The 20,173-nt window shown below is 42.8% G+C and carries 26 protein-coding genes and 1 pseudogene; 23 read left to right on the top strand and 4 right to left on the bottom strand.

Annotation, left to right across the window (positions count from 1 at the left end; translation table 11 throughout):
• Nucleotides 1-2: 2 nt before the first annotated feature.
• Nucleotides 3-515, top strand: a complete 513-nt coding sequence (locus BTR_RS06870; protein WP_012231932.1) for a peptidylprolyl isomerase — start codon at nt 3-5, stop codon at nt 513-515.
• A gap of 462 nt (nt 516-977) precedes the next feature.
• Here BTR_RS06870 and BTR_RS13840 read toward each other — a convergent pair whose 3' ends face one another.
• Together BTR_RS13840 and BTR_RS13835 are read right to left on the bottom strand one after the other, a co-directional pair.
• Entirely contained in the window at nt 978-1,106 is a 129-nt protein-coding gene (locus BTR_RS13840) for a hypothetical protein (RefSeq protein WP_012231931.1), read from the bottom strand.
• A 58-nt stretch (nt 1,107-1,164) separates the two neighbouring features.
• Complete coding sequence (locus BTR_RS13835) at nt 1,165-1,353, bottom strand: putative integrase DNA protein (RefSeq protein WP_012231930.1); 189 nt, start codon at nt 1,351-1,353, stop codon at nt 1,165-1,167.
• A gap of 1,147 nt (nt 1,354-2,500) precedes the next feature.
• Between BTR_RS13835 and tgt the strand changes: the two genes are divergently transcribed.
• Nucleotides 2,501-3,619 (top strand): tRNA guanosine(34) transglycosylase Tgt, encoded by a 1,119-nt coding sequence (gene tgt, locus BTR_RS06855; RefSeq protein WP_012231929.1) that lies wholly within the window; start codon nt 2,501-2,503, stop codon nt 3,617-3,619.
• A gap of 1,191 nt (nt 3,620-4,810) precedes the next feature.
• Nucleotides 4,811-6,010 carry an MFS transporter gene (locus BTR_RS06850; protein ID WP_012231928.1) on the top strand — a complete coding sequence of 400 codons (1,200 nt, stop codon included), beginning with the start codon at nt 4,811-4,813 and terminating at the stop codon, nt 6,008-6,010.
• Between the two features lie 44 nt (nt 6,011-6,054).
• Here the strand turns inward: BTR_RS06850 and BTR_RS06845 are convergent.
• Both BTR_RS06845 and BTR_RS06840 read right to left on the bottom strand, forming a co-directional pair.
• A pseudogene (locus tag BTR_RS06845) lies at nt 6,055-6,807 on the bottom strand (MFS transporter); the annotation flags it as partial.
• Nucleotides 6,808-7,267: 460 nt separating this feature from the next.
• Complete coding sequence (locus BTR_RS06840) at nt 7,268-7,798, bottom strand: helix-turn-helix domain-containing protein (protein WP_012231832.1); 531 nt, start codon at nt 7,796-7,798, stop codon at nt 7,268-7,270.
• A 152-nt stretch (nt 7,799-7,950) separates the two neighbouring features.
• Here BTR_RS06840 and BTR_RS06835 point away from each other — a divergent pair, with 152 nt between their 5' ends.
• The 20 genes from BTR_RS06835 to BTR_RS06740 all read left to right on the top strand — a co-directional run bounded on the left by BTR_RS06835 (nt 7,951) and on the right by BTR_RS06740 (nt 20,173).
• Nucleotides 7,951-8,244: a helix-turn-helix domain-containing protein gene (locus tag BTR_RS06835; RefSeq protein ID WP_038473706.1), complete on the top strand. Its 294-nt coding sequence runs from the start codon at nt 7,951-7,953 to the stop codon at nt 8,242-8,244.
• 76 nt (nt 8,245-8,320) lie between these two features.
• The gene (locus BTR_RS13140) at nt 8,321-8,458 is read left to right on the top strand and encodes a hypothetical protein (protein ID WP_169309789.1); all 138 of its coding nucleotides are present in this window, start codon (nt 8,321-8,323) and stop codon (nt 8,456-8,458) included.
• Entirely contained in the window at nt 8,442-8,840 is a 399-nt protein-coding gene (locus BTR_RS06830; protein WP_012231830.1) for a hypothetical protein, read from the top strand. Before BTR_RS13140 ends, BTR_RS06830 begins: the two co-directional genes overlap by 17 nt.
• Nucleotides 8,840-9,856 (top strand): ParB/RepB/Spo0J family partition protein, encoded by a 1,017-nt coding sequence (locus BTR_RS06825; RefSeq protein ID WP_012231829.1) that lies wholly within the window; start codon nt 8,840-8,842, stop codon nt 9,854-9,856. The genes BTR_RS06830 and BTR_RS06825 overlap by 1 nt, the downstream gene beginning before the upstream one ends.
• Nucleotides 9,853-10,311: a hypothetical protein gene (locus BTR_RS06820; protein ID WP_012231828.1), complete on the top strand. Its 459-nt coding sequence runs from the start codon at nt 9,853-9,855 to the stop codon at nt 10,309-10,311. Before BTR_RS06825 ends, BTR_RS06820 begins: the two co-directional genes overlap by 4 nt.
• The gene (locus tag BTR_RS06815) at nt 10,308-12,278 is read left to right on the top strand and encodes a transposase domain-containing protein (protein WP_012231827.1); all 1,971 of its coding nucleotides are present in this window, start codon (nt 10,308-10,310) and stop codon (nt 12,276-12,278) included. The genes BTR_RS06820 and BTR_RS06815 overlap by 4 nt, the downstream gene beginning before the upstream one ends.
• A gap of 357 nt (nt 12,279-12,635) precedes the next feature.
• Nucleotides 12,636-13,667, top strand: a complete 1,032-nt coding sequence (locus BTR_RS06805) for an AAA family ATPase (protein WP_012231826.1) — start codon at nt 12,636-12,638, stop codon at nt 13,665-13,667.
• A complete protein-coding gene (locus BTR_RS06800) occupies nt 13,664-13,933 on the top strand; it encodes a hypothetical protein (RefSeq protein ID WP_012231825.1) in 270 nt (89 codons plus the stop codon). The genes BTR_RS06805 and BTR_RS06800 overlap by 4 nt, the downstream gene beginning before the upstream one ends.
• On the top strand, nt 13,930-14,181 hold the full coding sequence (locus BTR_RS06795) for a hypothetical protein (protein ID WP_012231824.1): 252 nt from the start codon (nt 13,930-13,932) through the stop codon (nt 14,179-14,181). The genes BTR_RS06800 and BTR_RS06795 overlap by 4 nt, the downstream gene beginning before the upstream one ends.
• Before the next feature lie 14 nt (nt 14,182-14,195).
• On the top strand, nt 14,196-14,819 hold the full coding sequence (locus tag BTR_RS06790) for a DUF3164 family protein (protein ID WP_012231823.1): 624 nt from the start codon (nt 14,196-14,198) through the stop codon (nt 14,817-14,819).
• 10 nt (nt 14,820-14,829) lie between these two features.
• Nucleotides 14,830-15,447, top strand: a complete 618-nt coding sequence (locus tag BTR_RS06785; protein ID WP_012231822.1) for a regulatory protein GemA — start codon at nt 14,830-14,832, stop codon at nt 15,445-15,447.
• Between the two features lie 6 nt (nt 15,448-15,453).
• Nucleotides 15,454-15,861, top strand: a complete 408-nt coding sequence (locus BTR_RS06780; RefSeq protein ID WP_012231821.1) for a helix-turn-helix domain-containing protein — start codon at nt 15,454-15,456, stop codon at nt 15,859-15,861.
• Between the two features lie 86 nt (nt 15,862-15,947).
• Nucleotides 15,948-16,529 carry a glycoside hydrolase family 19 protein gene (locus tag BTR_RS06775; protein ID WP_012231820.1) on the top strand — a complete coding sequence of 194 codons (582 nt, stop codon included), beginning with the start codon at nt 15,948-15,950 and terminating at the stop codon, nt 16,527-16,529.
• Entirely contained in the window at nt 16,526-16,813 is a 288-nt protein-coding gene (locus BTR_RS06770; protein WP_012231819.1) for a hypothetical protein, read from the top strand. The genes BTR_RS06775 and BTR_RS06770 overlap by 4 nt, the downstream gene beginning before the upstream one ends.
• Nucleotides 16,806-17,147, top strand: coding sequence for a hypothetical protein (locus tag BTR_RS06765; RefSeq protein WP_012231818.1), 342 nt, complete (start codon nt 16,806-16,808; stop codon nt 17,145-17,147). Before BTR_RS06770 ends, BTR_RS06765 begins: the two co-directional genes overlap by 8 nt.
• Nucleotides 17,113-17,337 carry a hypothetical protein gene (locus BTR_RS12640; RefSeq protein ID WP_038473613.1) on the top strand — a complete coding sequence of 75 codons (225 nt, stop codon included), beginning with the start codon at nt 17,113-17,115 and terminating at the stop codon, nt 17,335-17,337. The genes BTR_RS06765 and BTR_RS12640 overlap by 35 nt, the downstream gene beginning before the upstream one ends.
• A gap of 9 nt (nt 17,338-17,346) precedes the next feature.
• Nucleotides 17,347-17,661, top strand: coding sequence for a DUF2730 family protein (locus BTR_RS06755; RefSeq protein ID WP_012231817.1), 315 nt, complete (start codon nt 17,347-17,349; stop codon nt 17,659-17,661).
• Nucleotides 17,658-18,014: a VpaChn25_0724 family phage protein gene (locus tag BTR_RS06750; protein ID WP_012231816.1), complete on the top strand. Its 357-nt coding sequence runs from the start codon at nt 17,658-17,660 to the stop codon at nt 18,012-18,014. The genes BTR_RS06755 and BTR_RS06750 overlap by 4 nt, the downstream gene beginning before the upstream one ends.
• Entirely contained in the window at nt 17,977-18,558 is a 582-nt protein-coding gene (locus tag BTR_RS06745) for a phage protein Gp27 family protein (RefSeq protein WP_012231815.1), read from the top strand. Before BTR_RS06750 ends, BTR_RS06745 begins: the two co-directional genes overlap by 38 nt.
• Nucleotides 18,551-20,173: a hypothetical protein gene (locus BTR_RS06740; RefSeq protein WP_012231814.1), complete on the top strand. Its 1,623-nt coding sequence runs from the start codon at nt 18,551-18,553 to the stop codon at nt 20,171-20,173. Before BTR_RS06745 ends, BTR_RS06740 begins: the two co-directional genes overlap by 8 nt.

Genomic DNA, 20,173 nt, shown 5'->3' with positions numbered 1-20,173 from the left:
ATATGGCTGAGAATAAAAATCTAGAGAATACCTTGGTCCTTGAAACAACGAAGGGCAGAGTTGTTATCGAGCTTTTTGCTGATTTAGCGCCTTGTCATGTTGCACGTATTAAAGAGCTGGTTCGTGAAGGCGCTTATGATAACGTTATTTTTCATCGTGTTATTGATGGTTTTATGGCGCAGACTGGTGATGTGCAATTTGGCAAGAAGGATAGTGAAGAGTTTAATTTATCACGTGCGGGGATGGGTGGTTCAGAAAAACCAAATTTAACAGCAGAGTTTTCAAATCTTTCTCATAAGCGTGGTACAGTTTCTATGGCACGGAGTCAGAATCCAAATTCTGCTAACTCTCAGTTTTTTATTTGTTTTGCAGATGCTCCGTGGCTTGATCGTCAATACTCCATATGGGGGCAGGTCGTTGAGGGTATGGAAAATGTTGATAAAATTAAACGTGGTGAACCTGTTGCAGATCCTGATACGATTACCAAAGCTGTTATTGCTGCGGATGAAAAGTAGTATCAATCATTACGCGTTTCAATTGTAAATTACTAAAAGAAAAACCTCTTTTTTGATCAATAAAGGCATACGAAATTCTTTTGTAATATCATGCTTATCTTTCATATTCTTGAGTCGAGAATTCTTCATTATTCCCTTCAATCTGATCTTCACGAATTGATGTCAAGGATTAGTAAGGACAGCTGTCAGGATAAGAAAACATCAAACCATTTTTGTTAGAATTGTTCTTTTGCAAAGTGTTTTATAAAAAAAATCGGCACTTCTTTCCGATTCATTGCCGGTTTCTTGATGCTTTTATAATGCTACTTTTCTGAAAAGCATGTGCTGTTATTGCTCCTGGTATATCAACATCCAATCTTAATGCGGCAGCATGTTTGAAACAAAGATTAAGGGATTTAGTGCTTTCTCTGCTGTTGAAGCTTTTATATGCTAGATAGGAGTAAGAACATTGCGTATCTCTGTTTATGTAATTTCTGAAACGAGCAGATAGCCTAATTTAGGAAGAATATAAAGTTGTAAAGGCGAAAACCAATCTCCATTTTTACCATCTCCTTTTAATTCAGCTTTATGACTTTCAAAAGCATCTAACACAATGTCTTTGAAATAATGGAGATTGCTTATTGCCTCCCGTTTTTGTTTATTGCGTTCTCTAATGGGGGACGCCTCTCACGAAGAACAGAGCGCCATCCAGTTGCACATTCATAAGCTTTTTTAAAGAAACATCTCTTAAGGCATTTAAGCCTATTTCATGGCGGTACCTGTGAAGGATATAATGATAAATCCATTGATTACCTCCATCTTTATACTTATGAAGAAGCAAGCCGGTACCATCACACACTTTGTCAGCCCCCAATGTTACAACAGTCCTTGGTACTTGAGAGCGTTCATAAGAACCATTTTTATTCCTTTTTTATACAAACTTTGATCCATATACTCATTCCGCTTATGACCAGTAAGGGAGTGGTTTTGATTGATTCAAGATAAACAGGTTTGAAATAGGAGAATTTTACGATATTCGGGACTCTCACTCAACACACAAAATAGTGAATTATCATTATAAATAAATTTTTTATATTGATAATGAGTGTATATACCATTTGGAGAGCTCTATATTTTTAACATTATATTATATAATGTATTTGCAAGATATTAAAAATATGATCTTTTCTATTTTTAAATAAAATGTAGCAAAGATAGGGGGGATAAAAAACTCTGAATAATTTTATAGATAGGTTGCATTATATATCAATGCAGTGGTTTATAATGATAGTTTATCATCTTGTACATTAAATGAGAACTCTAAATATTGTAAGATTCTCTTATTTCAACCTCTTTGGTATTGATTTTTTCTCCATCTTACAAGAGATCTGCGTGTATCGGTTTGTAAGTAGTTCTCTTTCTCGTGGGGGGTATCAGATGATTATTGATGGGAGTGAATTAATCACGATCATTCTTTTTGTATGCCACAAGTGGGATTGATGTATCGAAAAATGATTGGAATAAAAATACCTCTTATGAACGCTCTTAAGTGCTAAGAGCAATATTGAGAGCGGTTATGATGATAGTGTTAATTTGCATTTTCGTTAAGCGTGAGGATGGCGTTTTCCAAAATAAGAATGCAGAATACTGGCAGTTGTACAATGTCATTAAAATTTTCTTCTAGTCGTACAGAATTATTGCTTATGAAAGTACGTAAAGATGAGATTATTGAAGATAATAATTTCATAGTTCTATTAAGGCTGTGGTGCGTTAAGTGTCGATATTTTGAGATATGATATTTTGGCTATTTTCTGAAGTCAGATTGTTTCTTTATTATGGTGATTTCTTCACAACAAATGTTCTTTTATCTCGTTTAATTTTTTATGCTGGTTACAATATCGATCGAATCAACAATTAATTCATAATGCTTATGGCAATACGCGTAAGGAAGGTATTTTTTCCTTTCTATAGAGATATGCATTGATGGAATCAAAAAGACGAGAGTGATGATAAAGACATTTCATTATAGAAAAATTGCTCAAGATGGATATGCGCGTCGAGGTGAAATTATTACTGGACGGGGATGTGTTCGTACACCTGCTTTTATGCCTGTTGGAACAGCAGGAACTGTTAAGGCTATGTATATGGACCAAATACGTGAGCTTGGAGCGGATATCATTTTGGGGAATACTTATCATTTAATGTTACGTCCAGGAGCTGAACGTGTTGCACGTTTGGGGGGATTACATGAATTTTCACGCTGGAATGGACCTATTTTAACCGATTCTGGCGGTTTTCAGGTTATGTCATTGGCGGGCATCCGAAAAATTACCGAGCAAGGTGTGATTTTTCGCTCTTACATTAATGGAGCCTACTATGAAATGAGTCCAGAGCGTTCTATCGAAATTCAAGGACTTCTTGATGCGGATGTCCAGATGCAGTTAGATCAATGTATTGCATTACCGGCAACTGAAAAAGAGATAGAAGAGGCTATGGAACTTTCATTGCGGTGGGCACAACGTTGTAAAACAGCTTTTGGGAATCAGCCAGATAAAGCATTGTTTGGGATTGTTCAAGGTGGTGATAATATGAAACTGCGTGAACGTTCTGCTCAAGCATTAAAAGAAATGAATTTAAAAGGCTACGCGATTGGAGGGCTTGCAGTTGGTGAGCCGCAGAGTGTTATGACAGCAGTGTTGGATGTTACTTGTCCGATCTTACCAGAAGATAAACCACGCTACCTTATGGGAGTGGGAACACCTGATGATATTTTACAAAGTGTTGCACGTGGTGTTGATATGTTTGATTGTGTTATGCCAACGCGTGCAGGGCGTCATGGTTTAGCTTTTACACGCTTTGGGAGAATTAATTTGCGTAATGCACGTTATGCAGAAGATCCTCATCCTCTTGATCCACAGTCACTTTGTCCGGCAGCAAATGATTATAGTTGTGCTTATTTGCATCATTTGATCAAATCTGATGAATCTCTTGGTGGTATGTTGTTGACTTGGAATAATCTTTTTTATTACCAACAACTGATGCAAGGAATTCGTGATGCCATTGAAGAAGGTTGTTATGCTGATTTTTGCGCTGAAACGCGTGCTTTGTGGGCACAAGGACGCTAAACACTCCTCACCTAATAGTGCGTTTTTTACTTCCAAATTTTACGCAAAAATGAAATTATAAACACTTTCCCCAAATATAAAGTGCACTATCTTAAGATGTAAAGGTACACTTTTATGGGGCACATGTTCTTTTTGTAATTATCATATAAAACAGAAACTGTTACTCCGGTACGCGCTACCTGATCCGGAGAAAAACAGTTTATTCCTGCTTCTGGTGACTGTTTAAAGCAACAATGTTAATGAGGCGTTAGCGAACTCTTAAAGAAGTATGAAAATTGTATTTTTATGAGTTCTTTTGTGTTTTTTATCGATCAAGGTAAAAAATGTGTTACATGCAGTAGAACAGATAAGATCTTAAAAAATTAAAATAATAATAAAGTAATATTATAATCTTTTAAATTTATAATTTATATACTTATTATTTAAAATAATAACTTTACTCATATAAAATATTGATTAAATATTTTTAATCAAAAAGTAATTATTTTATTATTTTGTTATAAGAATTTATATAAAAATAATAATATATTATGTGAATATTTCAAATTTACAGATAATACATTAAATAAAAAACTATCTTAGGTTCTTCCTCTATGAGATGAGATAGGGGGCAATATCTCTAGAATAGGATTATTTAATCAATGGGGAATTCAAGCACTATTATCATGAGAATCTTTAAAAGATTTTGCAGTAACGCATAAGGATAGCGTACTCGTTGAAATCATCGCTTATCGATTTGGAAGGGGGGTATTCAGATCATAAAAACGAAGAAACAATAAATTGTGGAGAAGTTTTATACTTGTATAAAGATGATGATGAGATATTGTTCATTTATTTCAAATACATTCTTCGATAAATTTTAGAGTCGTTTATAGTGTGTGGTATATCTTTCTAAAATAAAGATTTTAGTGTAGAATTAAAACTATTGAAAAGAGAAGGAAAAATTTATTATCTGACTTTATTATCTGGCTGGCCTCATAAAAGTAGTTAAATACATTTATAACCTATAGCTGTTAGGTTTTTAAAAGATCTTCCATTAATTTTACTTAAAACTCCATAAAATGCTTATATATCAAAATGTTTCTAAAACTTTATTGGGGACGATTTGGCGTGCGTGTAACAATGTTTTGAATTTTTATTTTTACGTATTACAGATATCTACAGCTAAAATTTTTATCCAGAAGTGATGATATGAAGGATTTTCATAAACAAAACGTTTTTGCATTGGGGATTGATTCGAGAATACGGCGTTTAGCAATTTTAGCTCTTGCCGTGGGGAGTTTTGCTATTGGGACTGCTGAGTTTGTTGCAATGGGACTCTTGCCAGAGATGGCGCGAAGTTCATATGTTGATATTCCTACTGCGGGTCAATATATTTCTGCTTATGCGTTAGGGGTTGTGATTGGAGCACCTCTTTTAGCTGTTGCAACAGCTCAGATATCGCGTAAAACTGTTTTGATAGGGTTGATGTTTTTTTATGCCTTAGCAAATATTGCGAGTGCTTTTTTTTCTGATTTTAGCATATTAGTTGCATTACGCTTTCTTAGTGGTCTTCCCCATGGAATCTATTTCGGACTTGCGGCTATGGTCGCCGCTTCAATGGTAGAAATGAATGAACGTTCTAAAGCTGTTGGGTCTGTCATGCTTGGCCTAACGATTGCAACTGTTTTGGGAGCACCAGGGGCTACTTGGATTGGTCAACTTATTGGTTGGCAGATTGCTTTTATCCTTGTGGGTATGATTGCTTTATTGTGTTGTTTGCTTATTTGGAATTTTTTACCTTGCGATTCAAGTTCGCCAAGAACGAGCCCTTTACGCGAAATGGGGGCATTAAAGCAAAAGCAGGTGTGGCTTCTTTTGGCAATGGTTTCGGTGGGAGCATCAGGATTATTCTCTGTTTTTACGTATATTAAGTCAACACTCATGCATATTTCTGGTATTTCGCTTGAGTGGGTGCCGTTGATTATGCCCTTAGTTGGATTGGGAATGGTGGGTGGAAATCTCTTGGGGCCTAAATTGGCTATTAAAATAGGCATTTCGCCGATGATATTTTTTTCTATGCTTTGGAGTGTATTTGTTTTTTTTCTTTTTTTCTTTTTATCCTATGCTCCGTTAACAGCAGCAATAGGGTGCTTTTTTGTTGGGACTTCTTTTGCTGCTATGCCTTCTATACAAACAAAAATTATGGATGTTGCACTACAGGGACAGATTTTGGCAGGAGCATTAATGCAGTCTGCTTTTAATATTGCTAATGCTCTTGGTGCAGAAGCTGGAGCATTGGTTTTAAAATTGGGCTATAGTTACGAATATACAGCGGTTTTAGGGAGTGTTTTAACTTTGTGTGGATTAATGATTTTTTGCATCTCATGGTCTATGGAGAAGCATGCTTAATATTTTTCTCATTTTGAATAAAGAAGGAATTTTTATATTTATTTTTAGTTATTGGAATGTCCTGTTGGATTTTTAAATATGCAGTAAGAAATGCGTAGCGCTAGTGGAATAGCAAGACAAAATAAAAGCCCCATAAGCACTATAAGAAGAGTTTTTGCTGCTAAGATCATCCCTATTGTTCCTCCAGGATTAAAGAGTCCAGCAAGATTGGTGATGACTCCTGCTAGAGTTGCACTTAAAGCCGCTGAAAATAGTTGTACAGAGGTAAGGGATTCACTGGCACGAAGAGCATCTTCATCATTTGCACATTGTAAGATCCTTGTGAGCAAATGGGGCCATGCTATGCCTGCACTGATCCCAATAGAAAATAGTGCTAAGCAAATAATAAAAATATATTGAAGGGTGGAAACTTTTGTTGGAATGAGCCATAAAAGAATAGTAATGCCTAACAGTTTTAATAAGGGGGAGTATACGATGATGTTGCGAATTTTTTTTGCGGAGACACCAACACTTGAGAGGGCACCACATGTCCACCCTAGGCTAATAAGTGCTGCTATATAACCAGCAATAAGTGGCGCTTGCCCATGGAGCTCTTGAAGAAAGAGTGGAAAATAAAGTTCCATACTGTATACGACTGTTGTCATAACAAGTATCAACGCGTAAACAGGAAAAATTTCAGAAGAAAAAGAAAAGGTTTTGTGTGGCAACATAGGATGAAGGGATGATGATTCGATTTTTGCTAGAACCAAGAGAAGACTAAATCCGATAACGAGTCCGCAAACTTTTGCCATCGTCGATGTAGTTTGACAGTAGGTTTTGGATTAAGTGGGAAGAGGTGGGATTAGTTAGGAATAGGTGATAATTTGTTGTTTTTATGCATAAAATTTAGCATTAAATGCGCGTTTTGTCAAAATAGATTTTGACACCTAAAATGATCAAAAAATGCGAAAAATGGTAAAAAGCGCGTTTTCATTGTAAAAATGAGAAAAGCCTTTGAAAGGTCTTTGAAAATCCTTTGAAGATTTTTTAAAAGTCTGTGAAAGCCCAGAAAACCGCCTTTGAAGACCCTTTGAAAAAAATCAATCCAAAAGTTCAATCGACTCCAAAATCAACCAAAAATGACCAAAAAAGCAAAAAAGATATGCGCCATATGGCGCGTTTCTATTTTTATGGGATATAATTATTAAAAAACAATGCATTATTATAATTTTTTAATGTAAAGAGAAACGCGCCTGTATTTTTCATTTTAGAGGAGCATTAAGCCGAATTTTGTGTAGCTTTGGAGTGTTCTTTTTCAGCTTCTATTTGACGCTTTAAATGAATCTTAAGAAGAGGAAAAGTTGCTTCGACTTCTTCCATATCATTGATGTTTTGGACAAGCTCTTGCAACTTTATACAAAGCTCTGCCGCTAATTCCGCTATATTTTCAGGGGGGAGTTTTATTTTTTCATCGCGATAGGTTGTATAAGCTATGCGACCGAGCTTTTTCATCAATCCAGCAGGGATCGTTTGTGGTTTAAAACCTGCTGCTTTCGCTTTTTCCATATCGCTAAACATTTCGCCTTCGCCCGTAACAAGCCAATGAGGATTAATGTTATAGACTCTATGATAGGCGTTAATTGCTGAGGATGTTGGCTCGTGTGCTCCGGTTTCATAATTGGCCAGAGTAGTGCGTTGTAAATTAAGGCGTTGCGCAAAAACTCCACGTTCTTCGTTTCCGAGGACTCGTCTTATTTCACGTAGGCGTTGTGCCAGTTCTGTTTTTGGTTCTTTTTCAGGGCGTGCCAAAAAAATTACTCCAAATGCCAAAAAACTGTTTACAAAGACAAATATTTGGCTTATATCTCATATTACAGCCCGATACTGAGGGCGTTTATTGTACATTTAACCCCACAAAAAACGGATGGTTTGAGCATCCGTTTGAAGCAGGAGCGAAAGTTATGACAACCACACAAAAATGGGATCGCCATAGTATTTTAGCCGAGCTACGCCGCCGGAATATGACCTTGGCGGAGCTCGCGAAAGCGTATCAACTCTCCTCATCCAGTGTTCAACACATCTGGACACGGCCCAATGAGAAAGCAGAACGTGCTATTGCCGATTTTATTGGCTTGCCCGTCGAGCAGGTTTTTAGCGACCGCTACCCTAAAAGCCGCCGTCGTATTTTTAAAGCAGCAAAACACGCTAATACGGATTCGCGTACACAGTCCGCATTGCGCGGTAATGCTGCTTGAACTTCGTTACACGGCTTTGCGTGTGTCATACGCATTTGCCATGAATTTAATTACCATAAGATGAAAAGGTTTATCAATGTCTAAAGATCAATACGAAATAGGCAAGATAAATTGCATAGCGTTGCATCATGGAGCAGCCGATTGGATGGGTTGTTTTTTAGGATTAGCTGGTCAAGTTTTCTTTATCGGGGGTGGTTATGGTTGCTGCTTATAATTTATGGACCCCAGATGTCAGACGCGATATCGTTAATCCTTATTCGGAAGTTGAACGATTACAAATTATGCTTTCCTGTTCTTTTAAGGCAGTAAGTGGTGGATTTCGGCATTTGCCAATCCGATATATTATTGCCCCCCCGCATGGCTTATTTGATGCGGCATTAGCACGACAGATTGCTATTCATATTTTGCATTATCAGTTTGAGGTACCGCGGCGGCGTATTGTCGCTATACAAGAACGGCAACGGACTTCTATTTCTCTGTCACTTCAAGTGATTAATCGGCGTTTGGAAGAACCAGTTTTTGCGAAAGCCTATCGAAGATGGGCTGGGCGTGCGATGGATTTGTTCTTACGAGAAATGGAAAAGGCGGCGGCGTGATGGCACAGTTTCAAGAGATTGCTTTAGATTTGATTGTTGTTCCCGAACGTATACGCCCTGTGGATGATGAGCATGCCAAGGCGCTTGCACAATCCATGGCGCGGGAGGGATTGATGAATCCGATTACTGTGCGCCATACCCCCAATGCTAAGGAAGGCAATTACACGCTGATTGCTGGCGCGCACCGGTTACGGGCTGCGGAGCTTTTAGGCTATAGCGAAATTGATGCGGTTGTGGTGCAGGCGGATAAGAACAATGCTGCGCTTTTAGAAGTGGCAGAAAACTTGTTTCGCAATGAATTGTCAGTGATTGACCGCGCTTTGTTTGTGCAGACGTACCGCGAATTGTGGGAAAAGAAGTACGGGGGGATTCAACGTGGTGGTGACCACGGTAATCAATATACAAAGGACAAAGTGGCAAAGGGTCAAGTTGACCCTTTGCCAAAAGATGGTTCTTCAGAGCATCATGAAACTGGGTGTGAAGGAGACAAAGTGGCAAAGGGACAAGTTGTCCCTTTGCCAAAAGAAGGCTTTTCAGAGCATCATGAAACTGGATGTGAAGGAGACAAAGTGGCAAAGGGTAAAGTTTACCCTTTGCCAAATGAAGGTGATTTAAATGGCAAAGGGACAGTTTTATCTTTTGCCGAACATGTGGCGGACCGTATTGGTTTGTCTTCAAAATCAGTAAGACGTCTTAACAGCATTGCTCAGCATCTACAGCCGGAGTTGCGGGCGGTTTTGCGTGGGACTGCATTGGCAGATAATCAAGCGCAATTGTTAAAGCTTGCCAAGATGGAGCCGGTTTCGCAACGGCGGGTGGCGATTGCTTTGCAACAGGTTGAGGGGGATTTGCGGCGGGCTGTTGATTTGGTCAATGGGGTTAATACGCCGCCGCAAATCAATGAACAAGAACGGATTTTTGCTCAATTGTTGGGGGTGTGGCAGAGAGCAGATGCGCAGACACGGGCGCGGTTTTATGATTATTTGAACAAGCAATCGGGGGAGGAGCAGGCATGAAGACGCGTGGTTCTCATCAACTTGATTTTTTTCAACGTCCGGTTTTCCCTTGTCGTGAACCGGTGGCGCAAATTGATTTAGAGCGGTTTCGCTCGCGCATTAAGCGGGCGATGGCGCGGGCTTTGAGAGAATGCCGCTATGAGCGCAGTGAGGTTGCAGAGCGTATGGCGCATTATTTAGGCATTGGGTGTTTGAGTAAGGCAAGCTTGGATGCTTATGTAGCGGAAAGTAAGCAGGTGGATATTTCCTTGCCGCGCTTTAAAGCTTTTGTGCGGGCGACGGGCGCCTTTTGGCTTTGGGATGAGGTGGTGAGTGAAGATGGTTTGCTGTTGTTGCAAGGGGATGAAGCGCGTTTGGCAGAGATTGCAAGATTGCAGCAGGAACAGCGTGAGATTGCAGCGCGCTTGAAAGCCATGCGTGCAACACCAGTGCGCATTAAAAGGGGGCAGCCATGAAGGAATGGTTTAGTATTGCCGAATTAGCCAAGGCGGCTTTGCCAGGATTGCCAAAGAGTAAGGGCGGATTGCGTAAGATTTTAGCAACCACATGGCGACATCAAAGTGAATTGACACGTAAAGTTAAAGGGGTTTCTCGTCCTGTTGTAGAGGTTCACATTTCCTTATTACCGGAAGTGGCGCGGGCGGCATTGTTAGTGCGCTCTGGTGGGGGGTGTGTAAAAGAAAGCGATCAAAAGACAAGTGTTTGGGCGCGTTATGAAGGGCTTTCAAAGGTGCATAAAAGGCGCTGTGAAGAGCGTTTGAAGGCGCTTTGTTCTATGGAGGATTTACTTCAAGCCGGTATGGGGGTGCATGATGCGGCAAGTTTGTGCGCGGTTCAGTTTGGGGTGAGCCGGATGTCGCTTTTTAATTGGCGGCAGATGGTGGAAGGGTATGAGCGCACTGATTGGTTAGCGGCGCTGGCGCCTTGTTATGGTGAGGAGCGTTTTTCGCAATGGGCTGAGTGTCATGAGGAGGCATGGGAGGTTTTGTGTTCGGATTATTTGCGTTCGTCCCGCCCTGCTTTTTCGGCATGTTATCGACGTATGGTTTTGGTGGCGCGTGAGAAAGGGTGGGAGCCTATTCCTTCAGAGCGGGCGTTACGGCGGCGTTTTAAAGCGCAAGTTTCCAAAGCGGTTGTGGTGTTGGCGCGTGAGGGTGAGGAGAAGGCCAAGAAGCTTTATCCGGCACAACGGCGTGATCGCTCGAGTTTGCATGCTTTGCAAGCGGTGAATATGGACGGGCATAAGTTGGATGTTTTTGTGCGTGTTCCGTGGAGCTTAAAGCCAGTGCGGCTTTATCTGATAGCGATACAAGATCTTTATTCAGGCAAGATTTTATCATGGCGCCTATCGGATGCGGAGACTTGGGAAATCGTGCGTTTGGTGATTGGTGATATGGTGGAGGCTTATGGGATACCGGAGCGTATGACCTTAGATAATGGGCGTGCTTTTACCAGCAAGTGGATTTCTGGGGGTGTGCAAAACCGCTTTCGTTTTAAGATTAAGGCGGATGAACCGCAGGGTCTTTTGACCAGTTTGGGCATTCAATTGCAATGGACGACTCCTTATAGCGGGCAGTCGAAACCGATTGAGCGGGCATGGCGTGATTTGGCAGAGGCGATTTCGAAGCATCCTTTTTGTGCGGGGGCTTATACGGGCAATAAGCCGGATGCCAAGCCTGAAGATTATGGCAAACGTGCGATAGAATTTGAAGCGTTTAAAGCCCATGTTGGTGCGCAGATTGTGGCGCATAATGCACAAGCAGGGCGCAAGGCGCTGACATGTGCGGGGCGCAGTTTTGATGAGACTTTTGCAGAAAGTTTGACAGCAGAGGGGACGATTATTCGGCAGGCAACGGCAGCACAGCGTGCTTTATGGCTTTTGACCTCAGAGGCATTGCGTACACAAAAGGGGACGGGGGAGATTCATTTTTATGGCAATCGTTATTGGGCGCGGGCATTGAATGAGTATGCGGGGAAGAAGGTTATTGTACGCTTTGATCCGGATTATTTGCACCAAGATTTGCGGGTTTATGATTTGAACAATCGGTTGCTTTGCATGGCAGAATGTCTTGCAGATGTGGGCTTTTATGACCAGCAGGCAGCGCGTTTGAATGGGCGTTTGCGTAAAGAATATGTGAGAGCTGTTAAAGCAGAAAAACAATTGGCAGCAAAGCTTGCACCTGATCACTTGGCTGATGTTTATGGGCGCCTTGAGAAAAAGGATGATGGTTCAAAATCCAAGCTTGTTGTTAAGCCAAAGGTTAGCCGCTTGATGCCAAACCATGCGGGGAATTTAGCCGTGAAAGTGCAGGATGATGAGGCTTTGGAACCCCAAGAATTTAGTCAACATTTGCACAAAGCTTTAAGACGGTTTTCCGCCTCTGATGAGGGGCGTGAAGTGATAAAGTTTCCTAAACGATAGGAAAGGAAAGGGGGGGGATTTGCCAAGAATTCTCACAAGAAAAGGGGAGAAGGAAGGAAAGGGGGGACAAGGAAGCCGATTTTGTATGGCGTACGGCTTGAAGCGTTTATTAAAGAAAGGGGGGAGGAGTCTTAATCCTTTCAATCTTTCAATCAATACGATCAAATTTTTAGGCAAATCTTCAGATGCCTTTGCCTGACCAGGTGAGGAACATGGAGTGATTCAACTTTCCCAAAAGGAGAGGGGGATTTTCAAGGAAGCCGATTTTGTATCGCGTACGGCTTGAGGAGCAAAATGAATGGGTAGGTTGGAGCCCTACCCATTCGATATCTAAATCAATACGAAAGGGGAATATACATGAAGTACGCGATAAATGCAACGGTTGAAAAAAATCCTTGGGCGCGCCCAAAAAAGCAGCCCGATGGGGCAGCGCAAAACCGCAATAGTGATGATATTGCTTTATGGAACACGCTTGTGGATTCGGTAAGAGCTCTGGCACAAATGAATGATTGGACGAAAGCAGAAGTGGCGCGGCGCATCGGCATGCCGGATGGGACGTTTTCGCAGTGGTATGCGGGCAGTTATGCGGGGCAATTGGGTAAACAGAATGCGAAGGTTCACCAATGGGTTGAGGCTTTAAAAGAAACAGCGGGATTTTTGGAGAAGATCCCCGAAAAGCCTGCGTTTCAAAAGAACCGTATAGCTTGTGAAATCATTGACACGCTAACACTGGCGCAAAGTACGGGTGATATGGTGATGATTACGCTTGATGCGGGCAATGGTAAGACAGAAACCTGCCGGCATTACCGCGCAACCCGCCCGCATGTTTACCTTGTGACAGCAAGCCCGCATACGCGCAGTGTTCATGGTATTTTGAATGATATGGCAGCGGAATTGGAAGTGGTGGAATATAACCCCACCCGCTTAACGCGTGCGATTGGCAAGAGATTAGAGCGTGTTGGTGGGGGGACACTGCTGATTGTGGATGAAGCGCAAAATTTAACAGATGAGGCGATTAATCAGTTGCGTCATTTTGTTGATATCAATGGCACAGGGCTCGCTTTGGTGGGGAATGATGAGATTTCAGGGCGCCTTGTTCATCGTCAAAATGGTCCTTCTTATGCACAAATTAAAAGCCGCTTGGCAATGCATCTAAAGCGTCGCAAGCCTTATAGCGAAGATATTGCGGCGCGCATTCACGATTGGGGAATTGAAGATGCTGGTGCAATAAAGTTTTTGACAGGGATTGGTTTGAAAGCTGGGGCTTTACGGCAGATTGATAAGACGATGATGTTAGCACGCATGGCAGCGCTTGGAGATGGGTGTGAGGTGACTTTGAAACATGTCAAAGCGGCATGGAAAAACCGCGATGTGGAGGAATTGGCATGATCTCTTTATGCGACAAAGAATTATCCGATACGCTTGTTGGTCTTTATGACGATTATCAATGCGGTTTTGATATTGGAGAAAAGCTTAAATTGTGTGTTGATTTGGCGTTATTGCTTGAATTGGAGTTGAGTGTTCACCGTTTGGGGGAAGCGGATGCGGTTTTGGAAGGCCAAGTTGCAGAAGTTTTGGCTGAGTGTGACAGCTCTGATCGAGATGAAGATAAGAGCAATCGTGTGATTTATATGGATTTTGGAGGAAGCAAATGATGGAACGTAACCCTTATATGGTAAGAGATTGCTTGATTGCTTTGCGCTCTGGCTTTTTGAAGTATGAGATGAATGGTATTTTTTTGCATGCACAAGATGTTCGAGAATTGACTGAGTATTTGCGTCGCCTTGCGGGCTATAACCACATTTTAGGTCATGAGCTTTTGCGGTGTCGTTGGCAATTGAAAGCGGGATGTGTGCCTCATCGAGGTGAAGTTGTGCCGTTTCGCCGGTTTCAAGAAACATAAGGAGGAAGTTGGTGATGAATCCACAAATTGAACTTGAAGGTACGCGTTATATGAAGGATGCGAAAGGGGCTTTGGTGCCGGTAAACCTGATCCGCCCTGCGGATTTGTTAGAGGATGAAACGGTGCGCAAAATTATGGGTTTTGCGAAAGAATTATCGGCAAGGATTGCACGTTTTAACAACCATACGATTGCGGATTTGAGTGATTTTGATAGCTTGCTTGCGCAAGAATATGGTGTGGAGCGGCGTGGCAAAAAGGGCAATTGTACTTACACAAGCTTTGATGGTTTGCAACGTATTAAGGTGCAAGTTCAGGAAAGTGTTGATTTTGGACCGCAATTGCAAATTGCCAAAAGCCTTCTTGATGAGTGTTTGAATGAATGGTCTGCGGATGCACGCCCTGAAATCCGTGCGATTATTACGCGTGCTTTTAATACGGATAAAGAAGGCAAGGTGAATCGGGGCGAGATCTTTATGCTGTTGCGTTTGGATATTGATGATCCACGCTGGAAAGAGGCGATGCGTGCCATTCGTGAAGCGATCCGTGTGACGACATCTAAGGAATATGTGCGTTTTTATGAACGCGATACATTAGAAAGCGCTTGGCGTGCTGTGACCATTGATCTGGCGAAGACATGAGGGGGGAGAGATGTCTTTAGCTGTCCTTCATATGGGAAAACGCGCGTTAGGTCTTGATGATGAGACCTATCGCGCACTGCTCTATCGCTTGACAGGCAAGCAATCGGCGAAAGATTTGAATTTTTCAGAAAAGCACTTGGTTATCGCTGAAATGAAAGCGTTTGGTTTTAAGCCGAATGGGAAGCGTTTAGAGGGGAAATATGCTAAGAAGCTCCAGGCGCTCTGGATTGCTGGGTGGAATCTTGGCATTATTCGTGATCGTTCAGATAAGGCGTTGCTTGCCTTTGTGAAAAGACAGACAGGGATTGATCATATTCGTTTTTTACGCGATAGCGATGATGCATGCAGAGCCATTGAGGCGTTGAAAGGTTGGTTGCAGCGTGAGGGTGGGGTTGACTGGAGAGGGAAAAACCGCGAAGATTCATGGAGGAAGAAACCAAGCATTTCCATTTTGTGTGCCCAATGGAAGTGTTTGAATCCCGATGCTATGTTTGAGCTTGGGGCTTTTCATCAAAGTGTTATGGCGTTAAGTGGTAAAGCTTTGGGTGAGATGAGTGGGGGCGACTTTAGAGAAGTGATGAATGTTTGGGGGCGGAAAATCCGTAAAGGTGTTAAAAGCGAGGGGTAAGCATGTATGCAAGAGGAAATCTATAGCGATTTTCCTGCCTTATTGCGTGAAATAGCTGATGTTGCGGGCAGTGAAGCAGCATGGAATATGATGCGTGCTTTTGGCGGACGAGAAGTTTATATCCCTGGGCGTCTTGAGAATGCGGATTGGTTGATTGAAATTGTTGGGTTTGAAGAGGCGGAGCAATTGATCAACCATTTTTGTTTTAATGGTTCGGGTGTGCGCCTTCTTATCCCCCTTGGTAGAGATGCTGAACGGCGGCAAAAAATGATGCAAGCGCTGCAAAAAGGCTGGTCGGTAGATGCTGCAGCAGCAGTTTCTGGTATGCATGTGCGTACAGCCTATCGCTTAAAGAAGAGAATTTCTTCAAAAGAGCCCCAAGGTTTATTATTTCCAGAGTTTTATGAGTATTGAGAGTTTTGACTGACAGTGTCAGGCTTATATGGGGGGCGTGAGATTTCGTAAACTGCGAATGAATTTTATTCATTGAGTGGTTTGTTATGATTTCAATAGATGCCTCTTTTCTTCATCAACTTGCGCCTAAACTGACGCATCATGCGCGCCAAGATTTTATTATTGTTGAAATGGCACGCGTGTTGCCTAAAGCTTTATCTTATGGGGAACTCACGACGCATTTGCGTATTGCACATTTTTTAAGCCAATGTGCGCATGAGAGTGATGGCTTTTTTACCCTGCGTGAATATGCCTCAGGGCGCGCTTATGAGGGGCGGCGTGATTTAGGTAATGTCAACCCTGGTGATGGGGTGCATTTTAAGGGGCGTGGTTTGATCCAGTTGACGGGGCGCAATAATTACCGTCGTTTTACGAAGTTTTGGCGCTTAATCGATGAACAAGCGGTTGATTGTGAAGCATTTCCAGAAGTGCTGGAAAAGTTTCCTGCAGCCCTTTGGTCGGCTGTTTGGTTTTGGCAGATGAAAGGCTTAAATAAGCTTGCTGATCGAGATGATGTCGTGGGGATTACCAAGGCAATTAATGGGGGAAGAAATGGACTTGTGCACCGCTTGACCTATTTGAACCGCGCCAAAAAGCTTTTGGGGATTGGAGGCGAGGTGGAAGCATGAAACCCTCTTATCGTGGTTCGAAACGTTATTTATGGTGGTCCTTTTGGTTTGCTTGGGGGGTTATTTTTTTGCTGATTGCTGGTGGTTTGTGGGGAGCACCACGTATTGTTGATATGGCAGCGATTTCTATTCCTTCCATGGTGGCGATTATCGTTGGGAATTTGGGGGTGCATCGCGGTTTTGGTTCTGTGGATTTTTCCAATAGGAAACATTCTCATAAGCAGCATAGCAGCGTCTATGATGAGGTGGAGATAACGGGGTGGAGTGATAAGCGCCATGTTTAGCCCACTTTCAAAACTGTCTTTGGGATTGCTTTTTTGGGGCGGTGTGATGTTGGCGGCTTTTGGCTTTATGAAAGCGCAAGTTTTAAAGGCGGAAAAGGCGCGTGATGCCTATTGGCGCTTGGAGATTGCCAAGGTTTCTTTACAAGCACGGCTTGAACAAGAGAGGCAAAGAGAGGCTGCGCAAAAAGCAGGGCTTCAAGCACAAGCGGTGATTTCTAGTTTGGAACAAAAGCTTACAAAAATGGAGGAGATCAATGCAGTTTTGCCAACTGTTCCTAGCGGTTGTCTTGGGCTTGAGCGTGTGCGCTTGCTCAACACCCAAGCTAAGGGATAGCTTTTCTTATCCGTTTTTATCGGCTGAATTGCCACCTGTTGTTCGCATGGCGTGTCACCAGCCTTCATTGTTGCCGGAACGTGCTTTGAATGAACAAGAAGTGGTGCATTATTGGGGGCGTGATCGGGCTGCTTTATTAGTCTGCGAACAGCGCAGAAGAGCTGCGGTTAAAGCGATTTTAATGAGATGAGGAGGGGGCGTGAATTTAGATATTAGTGTGGCCAATGGTTGGTTGTCTTTGTTGTTATCCATTGTTGCCATTTGTGGGGTTTTAAAAGCTTATTTTTCTTCTGGTGCGCGGGAAATGTTGAAAGACATCACGGTGCTTAAAGAGCGTGTGCAAAAGTTAGAGACAGAGATGGATTTTTTGCCTGATCGTGATGCGCTGCAAAGGCTGGAAGTGAATATGGAGAAATTGAATGGTCGCCTCAATACGCTTTCTGCCCAATTACAACCGGTGGCAGCCATTGGTGAGCGCTTACAAGAATTTTTGTTGGAGAATGCCAAGAAATGAAAGCAGATATGGATAAAATCATCCGTGAAGAAGCGCGGTTGATTATTTTAAAAGGGCTTGCTTGTGAGCGGAGCGAAACCTTATCGAGTGCGATGATTGAGCGGCTTTTATATAGTTACGGTATCCGGCGGGATGGTGATTTTGTCCGGAATGAATTGGCTTTTATGGAAGATCAAGGGGCTGTTACGTTAAAATGTGTGGGTTCTGTTTTGCTTGCGGCTTTAACGGAACGGGGGGCACGTCATTTAGACCGGAGCTTTTCGATTGAGGGGATTAAGCGGCCTAAACGTTCATCAATAAAAGACGAGGTGAAAGATGCGCAAGGTCGGGCGTGGACGCTTAACGGCGATTGATTTATTGCCGCAAGCTTGTGATCAAATTATTGCAGAGGCGGCTGAGGCTTTAAATGGGCGTGAAAAGACGCAAAAAGCCATTTATGATGAATTTAAAGCGGCTTTGAAGGCTTTAAAAAAAGAAACGGGTCTCAATTTTTCTATTCCCTCCTTTTCCAGTTTTAATCGTTATTCTTTGCGTTTGGCTGTGATGTCAAGGCGCTTGGAGCAAACCCGTGAAATTGCCGCAAGCCTTTCGCAACGCTTTGATGCCAAGGCTTCTGATAATATTACTCTGTTGACGGCCGCCGCGATTAAAGAGCTTATTTTTTCCACGTTGAGCAGTGGAAAAAGCCTTTCACCAAAGGCAGCCCAAGAATTGGCCAATGCGCTTAAAGGGGTTTTGGCGGCTGAACATTTGTCGACCACCAGACGGCAAAGATTAGAAAAGGATTTTACCCAAAAAGCAAGCAAAGCGGTTGACGCTGCAGCGGCAGCGGCGGGGCTTTCAGAAGAGCGTGCGCGGGCTATTCGTGCGCAGGTGTTGGGGGTAAAACATGGCTGAAGGGCAGATGGGTGGAAGCCCTGCTGTTGAAGATCAGGCACACTTTGACATTTGGCAGAGGAGCACTTTTCCCAAAGAGAGTGATCCCTTAGCGGAAGGTGTTTTGATGGCGCATCAACGGGCATGGATTGAGGATAAGTCTGTGTTAAAATTGGTGGAAAAGGGGCGGCGGACCGGCATTACTTTTGCAGAAGCTTTGGATGATACACTGATTGCGGCAGCGAGCGTTAAGGCTGGGGGCGATAATGTTTTTTATATTGGTGACACCAAAGATAAGGGGCGTGAATTTATTGGCTATGTGAGCAATTTTGCTTCGGCAATCACAAGCCACAGTGGTGATGTAGAGGAATTTTTATTTCCAGATCAAAGGGCGGATGGTTCCACGAAATATATCTCTGCTTATCGGGTGCGCTTTGCTTCTGGGTTTCGTATTGAAGCGCTCTCAAGCCGCCCTGAAAATATTCGGGGGTTACAGGGCATTGTGGTGATTGATGAGGCGGCGTTTCATCAAGATGTGCGCGCTGTTTTAGATGCGGTGAATGCTTTGCTTATTTGGGGGGGTAAAATCCGTGTGATCTCCACCCATAATGGTGTGCTTAATCCTTTCAATGAACTGATCCGTGAGGCAAAAGCAGGCAAGGTTCCTTTTTCTCTGCATCGTTACCCTTTTGGTGAGGCTGTTAAAAATGGTTTGTTTAAACGGGTTTGTGCCATGAAGGGGGCGGTGTGGAGTAGGGGAGCAGAACAACAATGGGAAGAGCAAATTCGTGCCTCTTATGGGGTGCGTTTGAGTGCGATGCGCCAAGAGTTAGATGCCATACCGGCGGATCAAGAAGGGGCGGCTTTAACGCGTTTGCAGATTGAAAATTGTTGTGCGAAAGATATTGCGGTGTTGCGTTTTGCTTGTGTGGATGATTTTAAAAATCAATCGGAACAACAACGAAGTATTGTTGCTTTTTCTTGGTGTGAGAAGCATATCAAGCCTTTGCATTCTAGGCTTGATCGGCGGCGTCAACATGTTTTTGGTGTTGATTTTGCTAGGTCTGGTGATGCCACCTCCATTGTGGTGATGGAAGTGGGACAAGATTTGGTGCGCCGTGTGCGGTTTATGGTGGAATTGCGCAATATGCCGTTTGATCAACAAAGAGAGATTTTATTTTATGTTGTGGGTGGTTTGCCACGTTTGTTGGGTGGTGCGTTAGATGCGCGGGGCAATGGGGCTTATTTAGCGGAAAAAGCGGCACAGCGTTATGGGGGTCTTGTCAAGGAAGTGTCCTTGTCACAAAGTTGGTATGGCAAGGAAATGCCGGCTTATTTGGAAGCTTTTGGGGATGGGTCCATTGTTTTGCCGCGCGATAGCGATATTGTTGCGGATCATCAAGCGCTTGCTTATGTCAATGGCATTGTGAAAATTCCAGACAATCATCGTTTTAAAGGCAGTGATGGTTTTATGCGTCATGGTGATAGCGCGATTGCTTGCGCTTTGGCTTATTTTGCCAGCCGGCAGACGCCGGAAATTTACGAATATACGCCTGTGAGAGAGGTTTATGGTTTTGATGAAAGTCCGCTCTTTTCACCCGCTTTTGTTTCAACGATGCGATCAAAGATTTATTGA

Source organism: Bartonella tribocorum CIP 105476 (assembly GCF_000196435.1).
Classification (GTDB): domain Bacteria; phylum Pseudomonadota; class Alphaproteobacteria; order Rhizobiales; family Rhizobiaceae; genus Bartonella; species Bartonella tribocorum.
Note: the sequence above shows the minus strand (reverse complement) of the source record. Positions and strands in the feature narration are given on the sequence as shown.